Source organism: Tritonibacter multivorans, assembly GCF_001458415.1.
Lineage (GTDB): Bacteria > Pseudomonadota > Alphaproteobacteria > Rhodobacterales > Rhodobacteraceae > Epibacterium > Epibacterium multivorans.
This window is the reverse complement of record NZ_CYSD01000040.1, coordinates 11656-35616: the sequence shown is the minus strand read 5'-3', so window position 1 is coordinate 35616 and position 23961 is coordinate 11656. Positions and strand designations below refer to the sequence as shown.

20 protein-coding genes are annotated in these 23961 nt (G+C 60.0%); 5 read left to right on the top strand and 15 right to left on the bottom strand.

Annotated elements, in window-relative coordinates; translation table 11 throughout:
• Positions 1-8: 8 nt before the first annotated feature.
• From TRM7557_RS15340 to TRM7557_RS15310, 7 genes are all read right to left on the bottom strand, one after another.
• On the bottom strand, positions 9-1091 hold the full coding sequence (locus TRM7557_RS15340) for an alpha/beta fold hydrolase (protein ID WP_058291105.1): 1083 nt from the start codon (positions 1089-1091) through the stop codon (positions 9-11).
• A gap of 97 nt (positions 1092-1188) precedes the next feature.
• Entirely contained in the window at positions 1189-1932 is a 744-nt protein-coding gene (locus tag TRM7557_RS15335) for a sulfotransferase family protein (protein ID WP_058291104.1), read from the bottom strand.
• A gap of 28 nt (positions 1933-1960) precedes the next feature.
• On the bottom strand, positions 1961-2980 hold the full coding sequence (locus TRM7557_RS15330; protein WP_058291103.1) for a glycosyltransferase: 1020 nt from the start codon (positions 2978-2980) through the stop codon (positions 1961-1963).
• A complete protein-coding gene (locus TRM7557_RS15325) occupies positions 2977-4773 on the bottom strand; it encodes a hypothetical protein (RefSeq protein ID WP_131727562.1) in 1797 nt (598 codons plus the stop codon). The genes TRM7557_RS15330 and TRM7557_RS15325 overlap by 4 nt, the downstream gene beginning before the upstream one ends.
• 132 nt (positions 4774-4905) lie before the next feature.
• Positions 4906-5688 (bottom strand): glycosyltransferase family 2 protein, encoded by a 783-nt coding sequence (locus tag TRM7557_RS15320; protein WP_165592470.1) that lies wholly within the window; start codon positions 5686-5688, stop codon positions 4906-4908.
• Positions 5685-6389: a class I SAM-dependent methyltransferase gene (locus tag TRM7557_RS15315; RefSeq protein ID WP_058291100.1), complete on the bottom strand. Its 705-nt coding sequence runs from the start codon at positions 6387-6389 to the stop codon at positions 5685-5687. The genes TRM7557_RS15320 and TRM7557_RS15315 overlap by 4 nt, the downstream gene beginning before the upstream one ends.
• A gap of 134 nt (positions 6390-6523) precedes the next feature.
• Positions 6524-7291 (bottom strand): glycosyltransferase family 2 protein, encoded by a 768-nt coding sequence (locus TRM7557_RS15310; protein ID WP_058291099.1) that lies wholly within the window; start codon positions 7289-7291, stop codon positions 6524-6526.
• 131 nt (positions 7292-7422) lie between these two features.
• On the opposite strand from TRM7557_RS15310, the gene TRM7557_RS15305 reads away from it, so the two are divergent.
• Complete coding sequence (locus TRM7557_RS15305) at positions 7423-8352, top strand: N-acetylneuraminate synthase family protein (protein WP_058291098.1); 930 nt, start codon at positions 7423-7425, stop codon at positions 8350-8352.
• 122 nt (positions 8353-8474) lie between these two features.
• Here the strand turns inward: TRM7557_RS15305 and TRM7557_RS15300 are convergent, their stop codons facing one another.
• Positions 8475-9311, bottom strand: a complete 837-nt coding sequence (locus TRM7557_RS15300; RefSeq protein WP_058291097.1) for an ABC transporter permease — start codon at positions 9309-9311, stop codon at positions 8475-8477.
• Positions 9312-9987: 676 nt separating this feature from the next.
• Here TRM7557_RS15300 and TRM7557_RS15295 point away from each other — a divergent pair.
• From TRM7557_RS15295 to TRM7557_RS15285, 3 genes are all read left to right on the top strand, one after another.
• Positions 9988-11046 (top strand): sugar transporter, encoded by a 1059-nt coding sequence (locus tag TRM7557_RS15295; RefSeq protein ID WP_235811494.1) that lies wholly within the window; start codon positions 9988-9990, stop codon positions 11044-11046.
• Between the two features lie 10 nt (positions 11047-11056).
• On the top strand, positions 11057-11719 hold the full coding sequence (locus TRM7557_RS15290; protein WP_058291096.1) for an ABC transporter ATP-binding protein: 663 nt from the start codon (positions 11057-11059) through the stop codon (positions 11717-11719).
• Positions 11720-11879: 160 nt separating this feature from the next.
• A complete protein-coding gene (locus TRM7557_RS15285) occupies positions 11880-14279 on the top strand; it encodes a calcium-binding protein (RefSeq protein ID WP_058291095.1) in 2400 nt (799 codons plus the stop codon).
• A gap of 7 nt (positions 14280-14286) precedes the next feature.
• On the opposite strand, the gene TRM7557_RS15280 is transcribed toward TRM7557_RS15285, so the two are convergent.
• Positions 14287-14898: a sugar transferase gene (locus tag TRM7557_RS15280; protein ID WP_058291094.1), complete on the bottom strand. Its 612-nt coding sequence runs from the start codon at positions 14896-14898 to the stop codon at positions 14287-14289.
• Positions 14899-14915: 17 nt separating this feature from the next.
• A complete protein-coding gene (locus TRM7557_RS15275; RefSeq protein WP_328586552.1) occupies positions 14916-15734 on the bottom strand; it encodes an NAD-dependent epimerase/dehydratase family protein in 819 nt (272 codons plus the stop codon).
• A 214-nt stretch (positions 15735-15948) separates the two neighbouring features.
• On the opposite strand from TRM7557_RS15275, the gene TRM7557_RS15270 reads away from it, so the two are divergent.
• Positions 15949-17064: a polysaccharide biosynthesis/export family protein gene (locus TRM7557_RS15270; protein ID WP_058291093.1), complete on the top strand. Its 1116-nt coding sequence runs from the start codon at positions 15949-15951 to the stop codon at positions 17062-17064.
• 18 nt (positions 17065-17082) lie between these two features.
• On the opposite strand, the gene TRM7557_RS15265 is transcribed toward TRM7557_RS15270, so the two are convergent.
• The 5 genes from TRM7557_RS15265 to TRM7557_RS15245 form a co-directional block, all read right to left on the bottom strand.
• Positions 17083-18120 (bottom strand): DUF2793 domain-containing protein, encoded by a 1038-nt coding sequence (locus tag TRM7557_RS15265; protein WP_058291092.1) that lies wholly within the window; start codon positions 18118-18120, stop codon positions 17083-17085.
• A gap of 198 nt (positions 18121-18318) precedes the next feature.
• Complete coding sequence (locus tag TRM7557_RS20095) at positions 18319-18567, bottom strand: hypothetical protein (RefSeq protein WP_058291091.1); 249 nt, start codon at positions 18565-18567, stop codon at positions 18319-18321.
• 130 nt (positions 18568-18697) lie between these two features.
• Complete coding sequence (locus TRM7557_RS15255) at positions 18698-19456, bottom strand: YjbF family lipoprotein (protein ID WP_235811492.1); 759 nt, start codon at positions 19454-19456, stop codon at positions 18698-18700.
• A 17-nt stretch (positions 19457-19473) separates the two neighbouring features.
• On the bottom strand, positions 19474-21660 hold the full coding sequence (locus tag TRM7557_RS15250; RefSeq protein WP_235811491.1) for a YjbH domain-containing protein: 2187 nt from the start codon (positions 21658-21660) through the stop codon (positions 19474-19476).
• A gap of 91 nt (positions 21661-21751) precedes the next feature.
• Positions 21752-23833, bottom strand: coding sequence for a polysaccharide biosynthesis protein (locus tag TRM7557_RS15245; RefSeq protein WP_235811490.1), 2082 nt, complete (start codon positions 23831-23833; stop codon positions 21752-21754).
• Positions 23834-23961: the final 128 nt, after the last annotated feature.

The window sequence follows — 23961 nt, the reverse complement described above, 5'->3', positions numbered from 1 at the left end:
GCGAAGCGTCACTCGCACTCGTCAGCCGCCTCTTCGATACGTTCAGGACGGGGCGGCAACCGTTCCAACATTTTCCGGCCCGGCGGATGCGAACGGCGAATGCCAAAGACCCGGTCCAGATAGCCATAAGTGCCTTCCACATCGCCTGAGCCCTCGCAGCATTGCGCCGCCAGAAAGGCAAAGTCGATCGCCCCGGGGTTCAGATCCGACAGCGCACAGGCGCTGGCTTTCAGATTGCGCGGTGGCACACCGGCACGGAACCCCGACAGCAGCCAATAGTAATGCAGCGCATGCCAGTCCGGAAAGGCCATGCAATCATCCTTCAGATCTGCATAAGCGCTGACAAAATCCTTTTTGAGCATGTAGCCAATATAGCGTCGCAGCACCGCCAGACGGGTATCATCCAGCGGACGTCCTTCGCGATAGGGGATCGACAGCTGTGGCACCGTGGTCTTGACCAAAATCTGCTGGAAATAACGCTTCAGCGTACATTCATCTTCCAACCGCACCGGCAACATGTGATCCTGACCTTCATACTGCAGCACGCGAATGTGCAAGGGCATGTGATCGCCCTCATAGAGATGAGCAATATTATAGGTGTCAATCAGATCAAAGCTGCCAAATACAATAGTACATTGGGTCCGGGTGGCGGCACGAACCTGCTCGGCAATATCAGGGGTATGCACTTTTACGCCCGACCGTGGACCGCGCGAAAAGCGGCTATCGACCAGAATCTGGGGCGCAATAGCTAGGACCCTCTGTGCCTGCAGTCGAGTGCCAAAATGAAGTGCCGCATAGCCCCCCATAGAGGATCCCACCATCCAGACCTCACGGTAGTTCTGAGCCACTTCAGCAATGCGGGTTTCAATGTCATGCAGGGTTTCACCCTCGGCGAGGCCATTTTGGTACCAGGCATTGCCGTCGGGATCGCGAATGTGCAACCGGTCCGGGCGCAACTCTTCGGTACTGCGGAAGAAGGTGAAACTCGAGGCATTGGCAGCCGAGAAAACCACCAGCAACCGCTGCGACGGGGCATCACCAACCTGATGATGTTCAAAGACATTGGGAATATGCAGAGAAAGAGCCGTCACGCAGACCTCTAATGTTCAGATCGATCTTTTCGTGCAATCCGGCAGCCCAGGAGGGCTACCGGCAGGTATTCACGACACCTGAATTACGCTGTTCAGCTTAGGACCAAGACGGGATTGGGCGTCCCAAACGAGTCTCGATCGCATCTACGGTCGGCTGCAACAATTCCTCCAATTGGGCCACCGTGTCCGGCGCGACCGGGAACTTCCGCTTGATGACAGACCGGCCCTCATTACTGTGCGGCAATTCCAGCTCGACATCGTTCGGCAGTCCCAGCCAATTCAAAAGCTTACGGGTTTCCGCCGCCGGATCAGCGAGCAGTTCTTCGAAGATCATAATATACTGACGCTCGGCTGAGAAATGCTCTGCGAAAGCCGCCAAATGACGTTCGTATTGCGACCGGAACAAATAGGCAGCGGGGCTGTTTTTGGCAGCCAGTTCCTCAGCCTGCGCCAGTGAACTCTCCAAGCTCATGGCCTCTTGGTTGCGCTTCTTGGCATGGTGGAAGTTCGACACTGCCCGTTTCACCGGATTGCGAAAAATCCAGATCAGCCGCGCTTCGGGGTTATAGGCGTGAATGCGCGCAGGGGCGTCTTTATCGAGACTGTAAGAGGGGCTTTTGTCCCCATGCAACACACCCGATTTATCCATCTCGAAATGGTCGTGATACCAGTCGTCACCCTGCTCAAACAGCGTCTCTTTGTCAAAGTAATGAATTTCCCCGCGGTAGATATCCACCCCGTCATGCTGCCGCAGCAGGTCTCTGAGAGAGGAGGTGCCGGACTTCATTGCCCCGACAATAAAGAAATCAACCAAGGGCTTTTGCCGAGAAGAGCTCACCATATTAAATTCCTGTTTTCCAAAACATAGATCACATGCCCATGTTGATCGCAACCAACCGTTCAAAAGCGGATGCATTGGAAGGTTTCTTTTCCTGAGCCCGGCGGACACTCGTGGTGTAGCGATCCTGCCACCTGCGACGCTGGATATCCATCAGCTGGAACAGACTGCGCTGGCCGTGGTCTTCGCTGGCCCGGTGCCAGAAGGCATCCATCGCGCTATAGGCTTCTTCGCGTTGGCGCACCTTTGGGTTCCAAGGTTTTTCCCCCACATAGTGGAAAATGCGCACATCTTCCTCGTCCAGGAACGCTTCGACTGCATCGGGGTCGTCCACATCCAGCCCGCGGCGCTGCATTTCGACCATCACCGACCGCTTGGTGTAATTGAACCGTGGCGGCAAATACCCCAGAACCGCATTATGCATCAGAATATTTAGGATCGCCTGATCCGCCTTCCCGGTGCCGGGGCGCGGGGTGCGATCGCCAAGGAATTCGCGAATGCGGCTGAACTCAAACCCCTTCAGGAAGGTCTCGTTCAAGACCATGACGCCGGTATTGACAAAGGTCATCGGCTCATTGCGTTCCGAATGGAAGGCGCGCACGGCCGACAGCGGCGCAGAAGCATGCAACAGCGGCTCCAGCGAGCCCCGGATCAGCACATCGCTGTCGATCGCGATCACCCGTTTAAAGAAGGACCAACGCAAGATTTCCAGCAGCGCAAAGGCCGGAAACAACCGGTCCGGGGTGCCGATCACTTCACGCGCATAGTCATAGATCGGTTCCATGGCCACGTCATTGGTCGTGGCGAAATGCACATTCTCGCAATGTTCGCGGATCACCTGTTTCGTCAGCTCGGAGAGTGGCTTAATACTGCTGTGCACAGCAATGATCGGATAGGTCCAATCCGGGTTGTGCGCCCGCAGGCTGCGCTCCATCAGAATGAACCCTGCCGCAAAATCATCGCTAACCACAGAACAGATCACGGTGCCCTCGTTTGCCCCCGAAGGGACAACGGACGAGGTGTCTATGAAAGGGGCAACCTGGGTGTTCATGCCTTACTCGCTACCACATCTTCATATCGGGCGCGCGGGAACACTTCGAGACGGCCGCCATCGGTGCAGTTCACGATCTGAATGCCATCTTGCAGGAAGCGATTGCGCACCACCTCATAGGTTTGGAAGACCGGGCCATTTTCCGCCCAGACGCGGGTCAGACCCTCATGTGAGGTGGTTTTAGTCGTGTGCTTAGAGAAGTCATAAAAGTAAGACTTCGGTGCATCCGGGGTGGTCAGACCATAGTCACAGTCACAGCCAATCAAATAGATTTCTGTGATGCCCATGAAATGCGCAAGCGGCAGGCAGAAGGTGACAATGCCGGTATAGCCATCGTCCATCGGCTGGGTCAGATCGAGATTGATATCACCGCGCTGGTCGACCTGATACTTGGGGCGGTCAAACAGCAGGAAGTCACATTGATCTTCCGGAAACACCCCATCCCCGATCAGGAAGTCGCGGAACGGGTATGAGAAAAACTTATGCGCATTGCCTGCACGCGCCAGCATGCCCTGCAACCAGTCCTGGTTGGCTTTAGGTTCGGGCGTGCCCCAGCCGCCAAACATCTCGTGAGAGGAGACGCAGAAATAGCTCGGATCGATTTCATTGTATTGCGGGTGGTTGATGAACCAGTTGGTGACAAAGGTCACCTCATCCTTCAACAGCGTCAGGTCTTGCTTGTTGATTGAGGGGCCATTGCCAATAATGAAGGCACGTTTACCTGCATGCATATTGCGGAAACGAGTCAGCTTGCGATACGCGCCGGAGGCCAGATAAGCTTCGCGTTTCTCGCGACGCTTTCGCTCTTGGCTTGGAGTGTTGATGTCCACCTTCATAATTGCTGGCGCCGTACGCTTGACGTCGTTCATCTCTTCCTGAACCACCTCATCGGTCTGGGACGACGTCAGCCCGTCAGAGCGCAGCAGATCACAGGTTTTGATCGCAAACGCCGCCCTGCCGCTGCCCTTACGCTTGGACGAACGCGCAGTGACATTGCCCATGGCGATCAGCTCCAGCTCAATGGGAGCATCGCTCATTTCCAGCCCGGTCTCGATCTTGATCCGGACCCAGCCTTCGCGCAGGTTGGTCACAGCCACTTCCCGTCGACCCAGAGCAAAAGTAGTTTCAAAATTGGCGTGGCGCAGGGTTTTGAGGTCAATATTGACCTCCGAATTGTTGCGCCAATCGTCGCTTTGACGGATCCGCACCCGCAGAGCGCGAGTTTCCAGCGGCTTGACCTCGAGTGTGACACCGCGGAAGCCCGTGGCGGACACTTCAGCCACAGGGAAGATCAGGCTGTGCACACCGGTTTCGCCATTTTCTTCCAGCACGAGGGCAATATTACCGCCTGTGGCGATATTGGCATCCTGCACCAGCTTGCCGCGCAGAGCTCTGATGGAGGAATCCTCGGCTAATTCAACGCGGTGTTTTGCCGTGCGTTCAACGGTACGGCCAGTGACAATACGGCCAATGGTGTCGGCAAAAGCCGCAGAGCGATCCATGGCATGGTTCAGCAGAAGATCGGTCGTGCCACCGGTGTCGGATTTTCTATCGCCCTGGCCAATCATACTCTGCGCCAGAAGACGATAGACCATATCAAACTGGCGTCCTTGTTGTTCGGACAGACGCAGCACCATATTGGTCAAAGAGGACAACTCAGAATTGATACCATCCTGACGATTGGCAAACCAAGCCTCGCGTTCTTTTGCATGGAGTGCAACCTCTCCGGACAAGGCATCGTTCTTGTCCAAAAGCTCCCCGATGGTGCGCTCGTAACGCACAATGTCTTTCATCAGAGAAGAAAGCTTATCATCTGATTGCATCATTTACTCCACATGCAGTTCTTCATTTATTCCACGTTTAACCAAAACAACCTAAGCCATACACCAGACCACTTATCCGGGTCCGCTGTCACAGAGGCGTTCTTAGTCGAGCGCGCTCCGCTTGTCCCGGACAAATGTTCCAGTTCCAAGAACAAACCGAAGCCTGCCTTCCAAACTGTCAAACCTGTGACGGTGGCGCAGCATATAGACAGCCCGCACCGCCAGAGCCCAGCGGCCAAAGACCCGGGCAATCACCGCTTGGCGCGCCGCCATCAGGGTCGGATCGGACCACAAATCTCCAGTGCTCTCCTCGGGGTGGGAGCCGGTCACAACCGGCAGGGTGATGCCGCGCAGACCTGCGCGCAGCGCGTCGGTGACAAAAACATATTCTTCGCCCAACCCAAAGCGCGCCCCAAGGCCGAAGTCAGGGTCAAACCGCACGCCCGCAGTCCGGAATAAGCTGCGGCGGACCATGAACTCCGGCGCACAAATGCGACCGCTGTTGAAACGCGTCAGATAAGCGCGACGTGCTTGCGACGGGAGCCGCTCGGCGCGCCAGCCCACGGCCAAGGCCAGATCAGGCGCTGCTGCAAGGCTTTGCGCTAGGGACTGCACCCCATCGAGAAAGAGGGTGGTATCATCATCCGCAAAGATCAGGAGATCTGTTTCTGCCTGCTCCAGAGCCGCATTTCGGCTGTTGGATAGCCCAACCGTATCCAGCGCCACCACGCGGACATCAGCGCGCAGTAAAACAGAAGACACCTGTTGCGGGCACTGATGCAGCACCAGATAGCGGATCCCAGCCACTGGCTCTGGCAGTTGAATGCGGTCAATACCCGCCCCTAGCGTTGAAATCGCAACTGTAAGGTCAACAGGCCCACTCACTGCTGGACGCGCGGCTTCGTGCCCGCGTAATGCACCCGCACGTTTTCTCGCCAACCGCCAAGCGCATCACATTCGATCATATTGCCATCGCGACCGCGCAAATCGCGGCGGCGTTCGGTGTAGTCAAAATCCGCGTGCAGGCATTCGAGCCCGCCAAACAGCGACTTCAGCCCCTCGGCCGAATAACGCCAATAGTCAATCGGGCAAGGGTGATAACGCCACGAGAACAAAGTGCTGTGCACGGTGACACCACCCGGTTTCAACAACCGCTGGATCTCTTTTGCTGCCAACCAAGGGCGGTCGATATGTTCGAACACATCAAGGCTGAAGATGAAGTCAAAGCTCGCATCAGGAATATGCGGGCAGTCAGTGATATTGCCCACAGCCACCTCGACCCGTTTCTCCCCTGCTGCGCCGGGCGCCTCGGCCAGATCCAGCGCGGTATAGTCGAACTGGGGAAAATTCATGTGCCTCGGATTGAGACGACCTCCGATTTCGAGCATCCGCCCAGAGCTGAGCCCCGCCTGTTGTAATGCGACCTTGGCAACAGTTTCGACCCGTTCCCAGCGGCCTTCACCGCCTTCCCAGGCCTGTTTTTCGACTTCGGCCCGTTCGAGCCGCTCCACCACACGCGGCAACACCACTCGGTCGGGGTTGCGAAAGGCCTGAGCCGCTGCCAGGAACCGTCTTCTCAAAGTCATTCGTACCTCTTTGCCCATCAGAACCAGCACCAGCCCAGACGCGCGATCAGAACATTTTGATCACGGTCTTAGCGGGAATTGCCTGAGCTGCCAACCGCCCGCCCACACCGCTGGTGGAGACCCCAGATCCCTGCCTAGCCTCTGCGCAACCGGCGCAGCAGATGACTGGCCATATAGCAGACGGACTGCCCGACAGAGAGCTGCAGATGCTGGCGATACATCCGCCAGGTGGCCCGCATGGCCCGCCCGCGCGGCGAAGACAAAGAAGAAGCCATCACATGATGCACCGCCAAAGGCTCATCCAGACCATAGGCACGCGGGCAATGCGCCAGCAGTTGCAGCCAGAAGGCGAAATCCTGCCGCATGCGCAGCTCAGGCATGGATTGATCCCGGAGCTGGCTGCGATCATAAATTACCGTCAGACAGCCAATCACATTACCCCGCAGCAACTCGGCCCGATCCACCGAGGCGGGCACATGTACCTGATGGGGTGGCTGATCGGCCCGGGCGCGCCAGAAGCCAGTATAACTAAAAGCAGCCCCCCTCTGCGCCATGAAGTCCAACTGATGCGACAGTTTTTCGGGCAACCATTCGTCATCGGAATCCAAAAAGGCAATAAAGCGGCCGCGTGCCTGAGCTATTCCCGCATTGCGTGCAATCGCTGCGCCAGTGTTGCCCGGTTGCCGCAACAGGCGCACACGCGGGTCCGCGGCAGCCAAAGATGCGCAAAGATCCGCCGATCCATCCTGCGATCCATCCTCGATCAGCAGCAATTCCCAGTCTCTGCGGCTTTGTGCCTGCACAGATTGCACGGCCCGCTCAAGGGTTTGAACCGCATTATACACAGGCATTATGACAGAAATGACCGGGGGATCTGCCGGAATGTTGTTAGCGTCTGTCATAAGTACATTTCCCATTTGCGGCAGGGGAGCTGGGTCGCTACAAAGCAGAAGCCCACGGCTGTGGTGGTCTCTTTCATAAGAAAGGCTGATACCCGCAGCAGATCTGTCTTGGAACACATTGGATCAAACATATGAGCGAAGAACACACTCCCGTTAAAGTTATTGCGGAGATCGGCTGCAACCACAAAGGCGATCTCGAAATTGCCAAGGAACTGATCCGCGTTGCGGCCCATGTCTGTAAAGCAGACATTGCAAAGTTCCAAAAGCGCCACAACCGCGAATTGCTGACCCCGGAGCAATACGACACCCCGCACCCGGTGCCGGCAAACGCCTATGGTGACACCTATGGGGCGCACCGCGAGTTTCTGGAAATGGACACCGACCAGCACAAAGAGCTGATCGACTGCTGTACCGAGAACGGCATTGCCTATTCCACCAGCGTTTGGGATCTGACCTCGGCCAAGGAAATGGCTGCGCTGAACCCGCCGCTGCTGAAAATCCCCTCTGCCACCAACCAGCACTATGACCTTCAGGGCTACCTCTGCGAGCATTACGCCGGCGAGATCCATGTCTCCACCGGCATGTCCACCGGTCAGGAAATCGTTGATCTGGTGAACTTCTACGCCGAGCGCGGCCGTGCAAAAGACCTGGTGGTCTACTCCTGCACCTCTGGCTACCCGGTCGCCTTTGAAGACATCTGCCTGTTTGAAATCCGCAACCTGATGGAAAAATTCGGGGCCACCGTCAAAGGTATCGGTTTCTCCGGTCACCACCTCGGCATTGCCGCTGACGTGGCTGCGCTGGCCGTTGGCCGGGCGATGGAAGCAGACGGTAAGGGTAAATTCACCCACATCGAACGTCACTTCACTCTGGACCGCACCTGGAAAGGCACCGACCACGCCGCATCGCTCGAGCCCGATGGGCTGCGCCGCCTGTGCCGTGACCTGAAGCACGTCGATGCCGCGCTGGCCTACAAAGGCCAAGAGATCCTGCCGGTTGAGCAGGTGCAGCGCGACAAGCTGAAGTGGGTCAAGGAACAGCACGAGACCGCCGCGCAATAAGCGCCGCTTCGGGCCTCTGTTTGAGCCTCCTATCACAGACCAAAGGCCGCCCCCAACAGGGCGGCCTTTTTTATCAGCCTCTCCAAGTATCAAAGGTCTCAGGCCACCACCGACGAGAGCCTTTATTTGTAGAGGATGTCCTTGGAATAGCGGCGCAGCATCAACACCCCAAAGAACATCGGGATACAAGCCACCAGCGCCACATACAGAAGCGAGATATAACCAGGATCATAATCCGCATAAAACCCCATCCGGGCGAGGCCCGTCAGATGGATCAGCGGATTATACCACAGCACCGTTTGGGCAAATTCCGGCAAATCCTCATAGATATAGAAGATCCCCGACACCAGCATCAGCGGCCGGGTCAGAATACCCCAGACGGTTTTATAGACCGGGAAAGAAAAGCTGGCGTAGGCATTGAAAGTCCCAATGCCAAAACCCAACAAAATCGCCATGCCATAGGCCAGCAAAATAGGCGCAAAATCCAAAATCACCCGCACATCATCATAGAGAAAAATCCCGACCAGCACGATGGCAGAGACCATGATCTGGGTCAGCAGCGCCAGCACGCCACGCGCCACCAGCGTGTCCACGTACGTCACCCGCGGATAGGCCAGCAGCGCCTGATTAAAGCCGATGGCCCAGCCCACCGCAGAGACCACCTCCTGAAACATCCGCATGATCAGAAAACCGCTGGCATAAAACAGCAGAAAACTGGTGCCCAGAGACGGCGAGCGCAGCAGCACCGAAAAGGCCAGTGTCAGCATAACGATCATCGCCACCGGCTGCAGAACGGCCCAGAGGTACCCCCCCGGGCTGCGTCCATAGGTGGTCGACATCTCACGCAGGATCAATGCGGTGATCGCCCGTGCTCCACGAAACCGCAGATGCGGGTGCGCAGCCGGTTTCAATGCAGGCATCAGCGGCGGAGCAACCTCCGGGAGAGAAGGGTCTGTCATAAAGACTGGTACTTTCGTGCAGTTTGTGAAATCAGAGTAAGGCGTTTGGAAAGCAACTGTTTGGACCATACTCTTGGCTGACATTCAATCAAATCCCCGCGCTCTGGCCGCAAAGCCGCAGAGTGCTGCCGCGGGCACCCCGCATACCCCTTCTCAGACCGCGAGCGGCACGGGACAGACACAAACGCAGAGTCCAAACCACGCACAAGCCCCAAACACTGCCGCTAAGCCGAGCCCCCCATCGGGGCCGCAGTCCAGCACCAAGCCAAGCCCACAGTCTGCGCCCCAATCGCCCCCCCAATTGGAGTCCCAGTCGGCACTAACGGCCAAACCCGCCCCGGATTCCACCGCGGGGGGGGAGACACCCCGACAGAAAACTACCAAAAACCGGAAAGGTAAAGGCAAAGCCCCACCTCGCCCTCCGGTCAAGGGGCAGTCCCGTGCCAAAGCCAAACAGCGCGCTACGCGTCTGGCGGCCCGAGCCAAAGAACAGGCCGCACAGAAAGAGACAAAACCGGCTGCCAAGCCTGCCCCGAAATCACCCCCAAAACCCACCCCTAAACAGGCGCTAAAACCAGACAGCAAAGCCCCCCACAAAGATCCGATCTATGCACCGGCCCGTCAGGCCCGCGCCAAGAAACGTCATTGGCTGCTGCTGTGGAGCTTCCTTCTATGTGTGCTGATCCCGGCGGGCCTGTCCGGCGTCTACTTGTGGGAACGTGCGGTGGATCAGTATAAATCCAGCCTCGGCTTTACCGTTCGGCGCGAAGAGGCGCCTTCGGCAGTGGATATTCTGGGCGGCCTCACCAACCTGTCTTCGGCGTCCTCCTCGGACAGTGACATCCTCTTTGAATTCATCCAGTCGCAGGAACTGGTGGAAAAGGTCCACGCCCGCATGGATCTGCAATCCGTCTACAGCCGCTACTATGATCAGGACCCGCTGTTTTCTCTGGCACCCGACAGCGCCATTGAAGACCTCTTGGCCTATTGGCAGCGCATGGTGCAGATTTCCTACGCCCCCGGCACCGGTCTGATCGAACTGAAAGTTCTGGCCTTCACCCCGGAAGAGGCGCGCGCCATTGCGCAGATGATCTTTGAAGAAAGCTCGAAGATGATCAACACGCTCTCGGCGATCGCGCGTGAAGACGCCATGCGCTATGCCCGCGAAGAGCTGGATCAGGCCGTTGAACAGCTGAAGGTGGCCCGGCAATCCCTGACCGCCTTCCGCTCGCGCACCCAGATCGTCGACCCCAGCGCTGATATTCAACTGCAGATGGGGCTTTTGACCACCCTGCAGCAGCAGCTGGGCAGCGAACTGATCAACTATGATCTTCTGGTCACCAATACCCAGGCCAATGACCCGCGTCTGCAGCAGACCGAACAGCGCATTTCCGCCCTGCGCGCCCGTATCCGTCAGGAACGCGAAAAATTCGGCGGCGGCGGGGTCGCAGCTGATGGTGATAACTATGCCACTTTGGTGGCCGAGTTCGAACGCCTCTCCGTGGACCGCGAGTTTGCCGAGCAGAAATACGCAGGCGCCCTACAGAACTATGATGCCGCCCAAGCCGAAGCCCAGCGACAAAGTCGCTATCTGGCCGCCTATCTGAACCCAACGCTGGCCCAAAGCGCCGAATACCCGCGCCGGGTGCTGATCTTTGGTCTCGTCTGCCTGTTCCTGCTGATATCCTGGGCCACGCTGGCCTTGATTTATTACTCGCTGCGGGATCGCCGCTGAGGATCTGCCCATGATTGTGCTGGAGAACCTCACAAAGAGCTTTGCCACCCCAAACGGGCGCAAATATGTGGCGCGTGACATCAATCTGACCATTCCCAAGGGCAAGGCAATTGCCCTGCTGGGGCGCAACGGGGCGGGAAAATCCACCATGTTGCAGATGATCTCGGGCAATATGAACCCCGACAGTGGCCAGATCCACCGCCATGGCAGCGTGTCCTTTCCGGTGGGGTTTGCGGGCTCGTTCCACCGCGATCTGACCGGCGCACAAAACGCCCGTTTTGTCGCCCGGATCTACGGTGTGGACACCGATGAACTGTTGGATTTTGTCGCCGATTTTGCCGCGCTTGGGGGGCATTTGCATATGCCCGTGCGCAGCTACTCTTCGGGTATGCGCTCGCGGCTGGCCTTTGGTATTTCCATGGCCCTGCATTTTGACACCTATCTGGTGGATGAAGTCACTTCGGTGGGGGACAGTGCCTTTCGCCGCAAGAGCTCCGCTATTTTCCACGCCCGGATGAAGACCGCCAGCGCCATTGTGGTGACCCACTCCCTTATCGAAGTGCGGAACCTCTGCAATGCTGGTGCCGTCTTGGAAAATGGCCGTGTCACCTACTACGACGATGTCGAAGAGGCCATCGCCCGCCATGTCGCCAATATGAAGAACAGCCGCTGACAAAGTAAAAACTGTGTACCCTGCGCGGGATTACCGCAAAACCCGGAAACAATCTTCGGTATTTGCCCCTTTTTGACCACAGACCCCCCCCAACTCCACCCCCCTGCCACGGCAGCCTAAAGCCCATAGCAATGGGCGCGGCATATGGGGGCGTAGTGGCATGGGGTGGTTTCAAATCGAAGCGGTGGTGTCTCTGGACCGTGGCCAGCATGTGGCTGTTGCCCCACGGTTTCAGGTGACCGAAGCCGCAGGCAACACAACGCTGGCCATGACGGCGGCAGGCCTGAGCCATCACTTCGATTTTGCAGCAGGTACACTGTCCTTTGAGCGCAGTGAGAGCGCGGCCAGTGGCGCGCTCCGCGCTCTGCCGCTAGGCAGCCGTAGCCGCTCCCTGCAGCAAAGCGATCTAGAGCAAGTGCTGGAAGAGGCCCCCCCCCAGGCGCGCAGCGCGCTTTATGACACCGGACAGTCCGGGTTCACAGCCGATGCGGTCTGCCTGATGGCGGTGGAGATCGACGGCACTTCCCTGCTTTTGGCCAGCGGCGCCGGGCAGTCCGGCTTTTTCAGCCTGCGGCCAAATAGCGATGGCAGCTTGCGCGCGCTCCATCACAGTGGCGACAGTAGGGCAACCTACGCCGCGGATGTGCATCTCATGGCCGCCGTCGAACGGGCGGGGCAGTCCTTTGTACTGGCGGCTTCCCGCACGGAACCCGGCCTCAGCGCCTATCGTCTGGAGGCACAGGGTCAGCTCAGCCACAGCAGCAGCCTCGGTGCTGAAGAAGGAGTTGGCGTCCACGCCCCGAGCGCGCTTTTGGTGACCGAGGCCGGAGGCGAGCCGCTGGTGCTTCTCGGGGCGGCAGGCAGCAGTTCCATTTCGGTGATGGCCCTCGATAGCACCGGCCATCTGACCCTGCGCCATCATCTCAATGACACGCTTGCCACACGGTTTGGGGCGCTCTCCGTCCTCGAGGCCGTGACCCACAACGGCCAGACCTGGGTGGTGGCGGGAGGCGGCGATGCTGGGCTGACACTGCTGGCGCTTCTGCCCGGCGGCCGGTTGAGCGTGGTCGACACCATTGCCGACAGCGCCGCCCTGTCGCTGGCCAATATAAACGGCCTGCAGCTGCATATGGAGGACAATCAGCTGCATGTGTTTGTCAGTTCCGAGCGGGAGCCCGGCCTGACCCATCTGAGCCTGTCACTCTCGGAAGCGCGGCTGCAACAGGGCGGCAATGACCGTGATGATCTGGTGGCGCCCAATAGTGGTGGGGTCCTGCTGGATGGCGCAGGCCAGGACCAGCTGACCGGCGGGGCGGGCGCAGATGTCTTTGTGCTGGCCGCAGATGGCGATCAGGACGAGATCCGCAATTTCGACCCCAGCCAAGACCGCATTGATCTCAATGCTTGGAGCGGGCTCAGCTCCGTTGGGCAAATTGACATTTCTGCCACCAGCGACGGCGCGGTGCTGCGCTACGGCGGCGACGAAATCAGGCTCTACACAGACGATTTGAGGCCATTGTCCTATACGGATTTCCTGCGTTACGATCTGCTGGGGCTGCACCGCCCACCCCTGGTTGAAGAACCTGCCATAAACCTGCGCGGCAGCGGGCAGCTGGTGGGTGGCGCGGGCCATGATCAGCTGACCGGGCAAGACGGCAATGACACGCTTTATGGTCAGGATGGCAATGACCAGCTAGACGGCGGCGGTGGTCATGACCAGCTGTTCGGTGGCCTGGGGCAGGACACGCTGGAGGGCAGCGGTGGGCGCGATCACCTGGAAGGTGAAGACGGCGCCGACAGCCTGTCTGGCGGTACCGGAGATGACACGCTTTATGGCGGGATCGGCAATGACCAGCTTTACGGCAACACCGCGCTCGACACGCTTTATGGGGGTGCGGGTGACGACTATATCTCGGCTGGGGATGGCGTTGACTGGGCGGATGGTGGCCTTGGCAATGATACGATCCACGGCCGGTCCGGCTGGGACAGCCTCTATGGCGGCGAAGGCCAGGACCATCTCTATGGCTCCTCTGGCGATGACTATCTTGCCGGCGGGCGTGGGCACGACTGGATCTCGGCCGGGTCGGCGTGGGATGCGCTCTATGGCAATTCCGGCAATGACACGCTCTATGGCAATTTCGGATCGGATGTCCTGTCCGGAGGGGATGGTATCGACCAGCTCTTTGGTGGCACTGGCGATGATACCCTGCGCGGTGGCAGCGGGGCCGATCTGCTGCAGGGCAATCAGGGTGTGGATGTGCTGGATGGCGGCGCAGGCAATGACACCCTGCGCGGCGGCACACTGGCCGATACTTTTGTCTTTGGCCGCAATGACGACCAGGACGAAATCGAGGATTTCCGCCTCAGCGAGGATATCTTGCGGCTGGAGGGAGCTTTGCGAGACGGATCAGAAAGCGCCGCAGACCTTCTGGCCGACCACGCCCGCATCACCAACGAAGGACTTGTGCTGAACTTTGGCCGCGGCGATGTGCTGACCTTCAGCAATCTGCTTGATGCCGAAGCGCTGTCTGCCCTGGCCGATGATATAATTTTTGGCTAGGCCCCCTTCAGCGACGCATGAAGATATTGCCGATGGTCTGGAACACCAGATCAAAATCATAGGCCATATTCTGATGGCGCTGATAAATCAGATCCAGCCGCGCCTTCGCGGGCACACAGATCCGGGAATAGATCGCATTGGTCTCTTCCCGGGTTTCGCAGCGCTCCAGCAGTGCGGCCTCGTGGCGGTGATAGACAATCGAGGCAAGGCCCGTGACGCCGGGGCGCGACTTCAGCACCTCATTGTAGATCTCGGGGTAGGCTTCGACATATTGGCGCAGGGGCGGACGCGGGCCGACAAAGGACAGATCGCCGCGCAGAATGTTCCACAGCTGCGGAAATTCATCGAGACGTTTAGAGCGCAGCCAGGCCCCGGTCTTGGTCACCCGGGCCGCCTTATCGCCGCCTGACACGCCACTGTCTTCATCAACCACGGTCATGGTACGCAGCTTCCACAGGTTGAACGGCTCTCCCGGCGCCTTCATCCGTTCCGCCACATAGAAAATGGGGCGGCCTTCTTTAATCAGCAGCCAGACCAGCAAAGCCAGCAAAATGGGCCCCAAGATCACAATCAGAAGCGAGGCAAAAAACAGATCGAACAGGCGCTTGTCCCAGGTCATATTTCACGGCTCATAGTTCAGAAAGCTTCCTTCAGTTCCGGCTCTAATAAGGCAAAATCGCGCACCATGACATGAGCATCCGCATCTGGCAGACGCTCTGCCCCCAAAAGCGCTTTCAGGCGCGAAAGGTCAAGCCCCACCGCAGGGATGGCGGTATCCGGCGCAGGACGGGTGGCAAATTCATATCCCGCGGCCTCAAGCAGCGCCCCCATCTCAATCAGACCGGGCTGGGCAATATTGAGCGCTGTTGGCAAATCGTCCTGCTGCAGCAGCGCCCCCAGCACATCGGCAAGGCAGCTGAGGCCTATATAGCTGCGCATTGGGGTGGTGCCGTCTTGAAACCGGTCCAGCGTGAAGCCCGGCCGCCAGCCCCCGAGGGCTGCGTCAAAACCAGCAATATTGCCGATCCGCAGATTGCACACCCGCACGCCCAGGCGCGCGCCGAGGTCCAGCGCATGGGCCTCCATCTCGGCTTTGGCGATGCCATAGGGGTTGGCCGGGGTCAGGGGCTGATCTTCGCGCGCCTTGGGCTGCGCACCGTAAACCGCAGCGGACGATGCCAGAAGCACATCCGCCCCGACGGCCGCCCCTGCCCTCACGGCCGCCTCGGCCAGACGGCTGTGATCCGCCAGATCCGCACCGGAGCTGCGCCCCGGAACGGGCCCGGCCAGACAGAGAATGCGACGACATCCCATGGCGGCTTGCTGCAGAGAAACAGGCTCTAATGGGTCAAAAACGGCCACCTCCCCTCCCAATCTGCGTCGGCTCTGCCACACCGCGGCGCCGACGTCCCACTGCTGGCGGAGCAAGCGCCCGATCCGCCCTGAGGCGCCCAGGACCAGCCCCTGGTTCTGCCTCAGTTTATGGCCCCGTTCATGACTCGGCTGTGGCCCGCCGTCCGTCTCTGCACCACCGGTATTGCCTGTCATAAAATGTCACAGCTCCTGCATCTTTCCGCGGCTTCTCCCCCGTCCCGGCTCTCCTGTGTTGACGGCTATATCAGTGCCAGTATCTTGCCGGAAGAAATTTCACATATTCTACAGGCTCCGCATGCGCTCCCACCACTTCCTTCTCGCCGCCCTTTGCCTCTGTCTTGTGCCAGTGGCCTGCGGGCGGTTGCCCGGTGGCGCCCCTGCCAGCGAAGAAATCCTGCGGGAATCCAGCCGCGAAGATGCAGGCTTTGCGCTTTATGAGGTCAGCCGCGCCTTCCTGCCCACGGTCGCGCAATGGCCGCTGACCGGTAAGCAGGAAACCCTGCAGTGGATTGCAGCCTCGCGCGGGTCCAAGACGCAGATCTTGCAGCCGGGCGACCTGCTCACGCTGCGGATCTGGGACAGCAATGCCAACTCGCTTCTGACTTCGACCGAACAGAAAATGGTGCAGCTGCAAGATGTGCGCGTGGGCGCCAATGGTACGGTCTTCATGCCCTATGTCGGTGAGGTCTATGTCAAAGGTATGAGCCCCGATGATGCCCGCACCAGCCTGCAACAGCAGCTCGAAAGCATTGTGCCCTCTGCGCAACTGCAGCTGGACATGAAAGAGGGGCGCAACAATTCGGTCGATCTGGTCTCGGGTGTGGCCCAACCCGGCACCTATCCCATGCCCGATCGCAATTATTCGGTGCTGGGTCTGATCGCAGCCGGGGGCGGCATTTCTGCCAATCTCAACAACCCCCAAATCCGCCTGATGCGCAGTGGTCAGCTTTATGGCACCTCGGTGGACAGCCTGCTGAATGCACCCAACCAAGACACCCTGCTGCGTGGCGGCGACCGGGTCTTTGTCGAAGAGGACGAGCGTTATTTCTTGTCCTTTGGCGCCACAGGCCGAGAAGATCTGCATATCTTTACCAAGGACGAGGTCTCGGCAATGGATGCGCTGTCGATTTCGGGCGGCTTCCAGGACGGGCGCGCCGACCCGCAGGGCCTGTTGGTGCTGCGCGAATATGAGCCCCGGGCCGTGGCCCCGGGCCAACGCGGACCGCGCCAAACTCGGGTGGTATTCACCCTCGATCTGACTTCGGCGGACGGACTCTTTTCCGCGCGCAACTTCAAAATAAACCCCGGGGACCTGGTCATGGCCACCGAAAGCCCGATCAACGATGCGCTGACGATTTCCAACCTGATTGGCAACTTCTTTGGCGTCTTCAGCCGCGCAGGCGCCCTTTAACGGACCTGCTGACCCGGATCAGTCCCACCGTCCAACGGCAAAACACTGCAGGGGGTCACCGGTCTGCTCCGCCCCTGCAGGGGTCTCACTGCGCGGTGTTGCTGCACTGGCCGAAACCCCATCCGCCCAGACCAGACGCCCGCCCTGTGTGGCGGTCACCATCACCTGCGGCGGTGCAATAAAGGCGCGTGGGAAGCTCCAGACCGTGCCGGACGCCCGCGCGCCCCAGACCATCTGACTGCCATCCGCCAGACGCAGATAAGCGCCATTTGCATCCTCGCCACGTTCCATAACGGCGCCGGTGGGCTGACCTGCGGCGCGACTGACCGCCCCAAGAAGATTGCCGGGCCCATAGCCGTAATCCGCCCGCATCAACCGCCCCGGAGTCACATCATCTGCTGCCGCCTGTACTGCCACCCCGCCAAGTGTGGCGGTGGCTGGGTCGACTTTCAGAACTTCGCTCCAACTGTTGCCATCGGGGCTGGTTTTCACCGACAGCCCCAGATCACCGGCCAGCCCGATCTCGGCATGGCCGGTGAAGCCCGACTGGAACAGCAGGCTTGCGGTGTCCGCCGCCGTGGCCTTGTTGAGTTTCAGCTGATGGCCTGTGCCCGCATGGGTGAACAGCGTTGCAGGCCCTGCCACCGCCAGAGGGTTCTGCGCATCTGCCGAGGTGCCCACCCCAAGGCGGGCGCGTTCTGCGCTCTCGGCCAATTGCCAGGCCGCCCCATCCCAGACCTGCATCTGGTCGAGATCCCGCACCCAGGCTCGCCAACCAGGCTGCGGTGTCAGAAAATGCCAGGCGTCGCCTTCAAAGAAAGCAAGCTGCCCCCCCTGCCCGGCCCAGGCACCGGTTGGATTTGCCGCCAGCCCATAGGCCGCACCATTGGCGGGGGCGACCGGCGGATCCAGCGCGTCAACCTGCGCCAACACCAATTGGCACAGCTGATCCAGACGCAGCAGGGCTTCATTATGGGTCACATGTTTCTGCGCCTGCGCAGGCAGCAGATAAGGCAGGTTCAGACGAGAAGAGCGGTTGGCAGAACTGGCGGGCATTGCGGGCCTCCTATTGGCGCAGAACGTCAGTCCTGCACTCTGCCGCATCGGACTGAACAACGCCTCACCAAGGCGCCCGCTGCCCCCGCAACACCAGAGGCGCGCCCAAAAGAAAACCGCCGGGACAGATGATGTCCCGGCGGTCTCACATCTTAGATCACCAGCAGTGCGCCAGAGGGCGTGCAGCCAACCTCCGAATTATTCGGTGGTGGTGGTGGTGGAAGTTGCATCGTCATCGTCAGTCACAACAGCAACAACAGCAGCGGCGGCAACAGCAACACCCGCAATGGCTGCGGCGCTCAGGCCACCAACACCCAGACCTGCGGCGCCTGCGCCTGCTGCGCCAGCACCGCCAGCACCAGCGGCAGCAGCACCGCCTTCAGCTTGGGCAAACGCACCGGTTGCAGCCATGATCGCGATCGCGGAAACGGCAATAATGTTTTTCATGACTCTAAACTCCACTCAGAAGTAATGTGTTCGTCCTGACCCTATGTCAGGTTCCAGGGCATTTCAACGTAAGGGATACACCCAATCTTGTTGAAATTTCGTTTTTATTTTGCAGGTGCCGCATAAGCGGTCAACTTCCGCGCATGAGCGTGACATTTTTACGCGCGCCCAGGCCCAAATGCACCAATCGGAAGCGGATATAGCCCGTGTTGGGCCCCAGCCACTGCCGCGATTGCCACAAGCGGCCGTCGCGCCGATCCACCCAGTAATCATTGGTGATTGTGCCTCCCGCGCCTTCACATGATTCGCGCAGATGGGTTGTGGGGTAGACCTCTTCAACCACCTCAAGTGTGACCGGTCCCAAATTCTCCAGATGGCAGCTCAGGGAGAGCGTGAAAACCTCATTATCGCCGCCCCGGTACTGCATCACCCGCGCGCCACCACGGGCGGGCCCGGCAGCCCCCTGCCCGTCTGCGGCGACGGCGGCTGACAACAGCCCGTCAAATGGCACGCCGCGGCTGGCCACCAGCATCCCGTCGCGGAAGGTAAAGGTGATATCATCCACAGCGCGCCATTGTTCAATCCGCCCCGGCGTGCCATCACCGCTGCGCCGGGCTGTTCCCCGCCCCAGATCCTGCGGCACCAGATAGTCACGCAGATCGACGCGTTCGACAATCATCTCGAGCTGTGGCACCGGAACCGTGTTCAGCAGCGCCCGGGTCAGCACCGGCGGCTCTGCGGGCGTTTTTTTGCGGATCCCCTCCCGCACCGCATTCAGAACCTCCAGCTCCAGCGGGGTGCGATCGGGGCCCTGGGCACAGGCCGCCAGCCCAAGCCCCGCCATCAGCCCAAAAGCCCGCGCCATCTTTGCCAGCCCGATATGTCCCATTCCGATCCGTCCCAGCCTCATTCCCAGATCCTCGCGGTTTGTGCCTGCAGGCTGTGGGTATGAGCGCGGCGGATTTCCCCATAAAGCCGGCCCGGCACACGCACCCGCTGGCCGCCATCGCGCTGTACGGGCCGAATGGTCAGACCATAGGCGCTGCGGGTGGTCTTGCCGACCAGCCAGCCCAGAGGAATGGACACCCGGATCCCCTTGTCAAACGACCCCTCGCCAAAATCCTCGGCCGAGACATCGGTCAGCGTGAAGAACCCGCCAAAGCGCCAGCCATTGGAGAAGGTCCGTTCCAGCGCCACGGTGGCGCCAATATCGCCGGCCAGATAGCGGCCCGCATCCACCTGCAACAGATAGTTCTTTGGCAGCTCCAGATAGGCCGAGGCATGGCCGGTCAGCACGTCATAATCCTGAAAGCCCAAACGCTGATCAAAGGCGCGCTGGCGCACATAGTTGGCCTCCAGCCCCAGGCCCAGACGGCTGTTCACCGGCTTCCACAGCACCTCGCCCGAAACCCCGCCAAACATGCTCTCGAAGTAACCAACGGTGGCGCGGGCATAAAGATCCTGCCCCATCTTCCAGCGCCGTTCGGCATAAAGCCGGTTCAGGGTGACATTTTCCTGCGCGAACTCGCGCCCATCAGTGCGCACCTGCGGCAGCCGCGAGGAACCGGGGCGAGCGTCCGCCACATTGCCCCAGATCCGCTGACGAATGGCCCCGGCAAAGCGCCAGCCCGGCGCCGGGCTGTAGCTGGCGTCATAGTCAAGACCCACATCCAGCCGGAACGGCACCGAGGGGTCGAAATAAGACGGCGAGGCATAGGGGCTGATCGAGGCGGAAAACGCCGGATAGAGCTCCGGATCCAAGAGCGCCTCTGCACTGGCCGGGCCCGCATCGCTGACGCCCGTCACCGCCCAGAGCGCATCGGATGCATTGGGGGCAAACTCCAGCGCCTCCAGATCCGACCGGCGCAGGGTCACCCGGCTCAGGCCCAGACCGCGCGAGACCAGCACAATATGGAAGGTTTCAACAGAAGCCGGCAGGGTCGCAGCCATGGCGCGGGCAGCCCGGCCCACAGCGTTTGTTTCGCTGCGGAACTTGGTATTGCGGAACCGCACCTCGGCCTCGGTCGGCCCAAAGGTCACGCTTTCCAGAATGAGGTTCTGGGCGGTCATCGCTTCGGACAGCGCCTGACGCAGGCTCTGTTTTGCGGCCTCACGCTTGACCCAGCCCTGCGACCACAGGGTGTCGTCCTTGGCCCAGGCGCTGCGCGGCACCACCGGGTAGGGGGCGGCCACCTGCAGCGGCGTGGCCGCGTGGCGCGGGTTCAGCTGTAACTGAGCGTTGACCCCAATCGCATCGCCGTACAGATAGTAGGCTCCAAGCCGCAATTGACGACTGGCCTGATACTCGACCCCGAAGTTCAGCGAGGAGCGCCGCTCAAACACATCCGACTGCCGGGTTTCCTGATCATAAATATCCGACGAATATTCGGCCTTCAGCCCCCATTTGCCATGTGTCCATTCAATACCGCCAAAGGGCGCAATATCGCCGCGAAACCATTGGTCCACCGACAGTTCACCACCTGTGTCTCCCGAAGCAAATCGCGGGCGCGTGCCGACACTGGCAATCGATCCACTGGTGGCCAGACGCCCCCAACCAAGCCCGGTGGTCACCTTGAACCGCCCCGGCACCTGCGGCAGCTCAAAGCCTTTGGTTGCCACCAGATATTCGCCGCCAAAGATGCCGGTGCCCGCAAAATCCTGTAGCCCCAAAGCCACAGCTGGACGATAGCGCCCCTCTTTCAGCAACCGGAACCGCACATCGAAATTACGGTCATAATAATCGCCAAAGCCAAAGAGATTTCGATCTTTGATCACGCTATAGCGAAAAGCGCCGGTGACCCATGGCAGGGCTTGGAACTGCAACGAATAACGCGTCTGACCCGCGAATGAGGCCACCGATGTAACAAATTGCGCATCGGGAAACATCTCGGCGCTTGGCATATCCACAAGCCCTGGCGCACCATAGAAATTAACGCTGGGCGGCGTCGGCCAGGGCAGGGCGCGCGGGGCCTCCTCTGCGGTGGCCGCAGGCGATGCGGTGGGCTGCACCGATTGTGCAAACGCAGGGCTCTGCCACAGCGGCAGGCCCAAAAGGGCCATCGCCCCAAGCAAAGTGATTTTTGTATGTGGCACGCGGGGCCTGTCCCTGTTTGTCGTCTTACGGCTTCAAATGGCCTGTCCCCGCCAGCTTAGACCCGAAGGCCGAAACCCGATCAAGGCAGGATCACACGCCAAGGCCACCGGCGGATTGTGGGGTGGTTTTCGGGGCACGCTTGCCCCGGTCCACACCCTGATCGGCAGCCGGATCCGCGCCGGGATCCGCAAAGTCAGCCCCGGCCGGATCCAGCCCTGCCTCCAAAGCGGCTTCCCTGTCTGTGCCCACGGCATACCCCGCCCGAGCCGGCACGCCTGCCAAGGCATCGCCCCGGCTCAGCTGCTGATCCGCCAGCGCCGCGCCATAGCCTTCGACCCAGCGCGCAATCAGGGTTTTTGCGGCCAGTTCATCGCCAGCCGCCACCACCTGCCGCAGGTTGCGCAGGAAGCCCGCCACCTCGATTTCCGAGAGCACCGCCTCGCGGGCACAGAAGATCTTGGGGTGGCCCGTGGTGATCAGCTCTTCGCAGATGGTCAGCTCTTCCTCGAGCTTCTCACCGGGGCGCAGGCCAATAATATTGATCTCAATATCCCCATCCGGGCGTTTCTCATCGCGCACCGCATAGCCTGCGGCCTCGATCACTTGCCGCGCCAGCTGCAGGATCGAGATGGGTTCGCCCATATCCAGCACAAAGACCTCGCCACCGCGGGCTTTGGCGCCCGCTTGCAAGACCAGCTGCACGGCCTCGGAAATGGTCATGAAATAGCGTTTTACCCGCGGGTCGGTGACGGTGACCGGTCCGCCGCGGGCAATCTGTTCCTGAAACAGCGGAATGACCGAGCCGGACGAGCCCAGCACATTGCCAAAGCGCACCATGGTGAAGACGGTGTCGCTGCCGCGCGCGGCCTGATCCTGCACCACCAGCTCCGCCAGCCGTTTGGAGGCCCCCATCACATTGGTCGGGCGCACGGCCTTATCGGAGGAGATCAGAATAAACCGTTCCACGCCCTGGTCTGCGGCCGCGCGCGCAAGCGTGCGGGTGCCAAAGACATTATTGGCCAGACCGGGCAGCGGGTTGGCCTCCACCAGCGGCACATGTTTATAGGCGGCCGCATGCAGCACCACCTGCACCTCGTGATCGGCCAGAACCCGGCGCACCTGACGCGGATCGGTCACCGATCCCAGCACCGGCACCAGTTCGATCAAGGTGCCATCCACCACCTGAGACAGTTCCTGATGGATGGTATAAAGCGCCAGTTCCGACAGTTCATAAAGCACCAGTTTGGCCGGGCGGCAGGCCAAGACCTGACGGCACAGTTCCGACCCAATAGAGCCGCCCGCGCCGGACACCAGCACCACACGCCCCGTGTAAGAGCTGCTGGCCTCATTCAGGGACAGGCTGCGGGTGTCACGGCCAAGGAAATTCTGCGGCGCCACCGGTTTCAGCTTATCCACCAGCGCCTCTTCGCCAATCAGCTGGGCAAAGGAGGGCAGGGCCTGCACCTCGAGCCCCAATTTCTGCAGACGCTGGATGATCTGGACCTGTTTCGGCTGGGACTGCGATGGCATGGCCAGCAGCACCCGGCTGATGTCGCGATCGCGCGCCAGGGCGGCAATCTCGCCCGGGGCCAGAACCGGCAGGCCCACAAGGGTCACCCCCTGCAACGAGACATTGTCATCAATAAAGGCCACTGGGGTAATCTGGTCATGGGCCTTCAACGCCTGGGCCAGCTGGGTGCCCGTCGCGCCCGCGCCATAAATCAGCACCTGACGGCAGGGGCGGACGCGGCGATAGATCGCCAGCACCACCTGATAGAGCACGGCGCGCACCGCCACCATGAAAAGGAAATAGCAAAGGCCAAACACCACATGGGTGCCAAGCGCCAGATCGGGGCCAAAGATCAGACAGAGGGTCGCCTCAATCGCGGTGGCAGAGGCGGCAACAACCACGGTCTGGCCCACCGCATGGCGCTCATAAGCCTTGAGCTGGATCTGCGGCAGCCCAAGCCACAGCGACAGCGCCGCAACCGAACCCAGCACATAGGGCAGGGTGGGCAGCATCTGCCCCAACAGGTGGAACGCCGATTGCGGCTGGGGTTGCAGGGCAAAGGCAAACAACAGGGCCAGTGGCAAAAGCACCATATCCAAAGACAGCACAATGCCGGCCTTATGGCCGCGCGTCAGCCGCTGCAAAAATAAAAATAGTTTCATAGTCCGTCTCGTTCCTTTGGAGCGCGCGTCACATGTCCCTTTCGGGATTCTTAAACGTCACAGCACCCCAGCCCTGCGGAGAATATGCGTAAAAAATTACTCAAATTCATAACAGAGCGTCTTTACCT

What these genes read in the sequence shown, in the direction of transcription:
- TRM7557_RS15325 (WP_131727562.1), bottom strand. Translation starts at nt 4,773, where the DNA reads ATGAAAGACATTGTGCGTTACGAGCGCACCATCGGGGAGCTTTTGGAC.
- TRM7557_RS15285 (WP_058291095.1), top strand. Translation starts at nt 11,880, where the DNA reads ATGGGGTGGTTTCAAATCGAAGCGGTGGTGTCTCTGGACCGTGGCCAG.
- TRM7557_RS15335 (WP_058291104.1), bottom strand. Translation starts at nt 1,932, where the DNA reads ATGGTGAGCTCTTCTCGGCAAAAGCCCTTGGTTGATTTCTTTATTGTC.
- TRM7557_RS15310 (WP_058291099.1), bottom strand. Translation starts at nt 7,291, where the DNA reads ATGACAGACGCTAACAACATTCCGGCAGATCCCCCGGTCATTTCTGTC.
- TRM7557_RS15280 (WP_058291094.1), bottom strand. Translation starts at nt 14,898, where the DNA reads ATGACCTGGGACAAGCGCCTGTTCGATCTGTTTTTTGCCTCGCTTCTG.
- TRM7557_RS15290 (WP_058291096.1), top strand. Translation starts at nt 11,057, where the DNA reads ATGATTGTGCTGGAGAACCTCACAAAGAGCTTTGCCACCCCAAACGGG.
- TRM7557_RS15245 (WP_235811490.1), bottom strand. Translation starts at nt 23,833, where the DNA reads ATGAAACTATTTTTATTTTTGCAGCGGCTGACGCGCGGCCATAAGGCC.
- TRM7557_RS20095 (WP_058291091.1), bottom strand. Translation starts at nt 18,567, where the DNA reads ATGAAAAACATTATTGCCGTTTCCGCGATCGCGATCATGGCTGCAACC.
- TRM7557_RS15255 (WP_235811492.1), bottom strand. Translation starts at nt 19,456, where the DNA reads ATGGGACATATCGGGCTGGCAAAGATGGCGCGGGCTTTTGGGCTGATG.
- TRM7557_RS15270 (WP_058291093.1), top strand. Translation starts at nt 15,949, where the DNA reads ATGCGCTCCCACCACTTCCTTCTCGCCGCCCTTTGCCTCTGTCTTGTG.
- TRM7557_RS15330 (WP_058291103.1), bottom strand. Translation starts at nt 2,980, where the DNA reads ATGAACACCCAGGTTGCCCCTTTCATAGACACCTCGTCCGTTGTCCCT.
- TRM7557_RS15300 (WP_058291097.1), bottom strand. Translation starts at nt 9,311, where the DNA reads ATGACAGACCCTTCTCTCCCGGAGGTTGCTCCGCCGCTGATGCCTGCA.
- TRM7557_RS15315 (WP_058291100.1), bottom strand. Translation starts at nt 6,389, where the DNA reads ATGACTTTGAGAAGACGGTTCCTGGCAGCGGCTCAGGCCTTTCGCAAC.
- TRM7557_RS15265 (WP_058291092.1), bottom strand. Translation starts at nt 18,120, where the DNA reads ATGCCCGCCAGTTCTGCCAACCGCTCTTCTCGTCTGAACCTGCCTTAT.
- TRM7557_RS15305 (WP_058291098.1), top strand. Translation starts at nt 7,423, where the DNA reads ATGAGCGAAGAACACACTCCCGTTAAAGTTATTGCGGAGATCGGCTGC.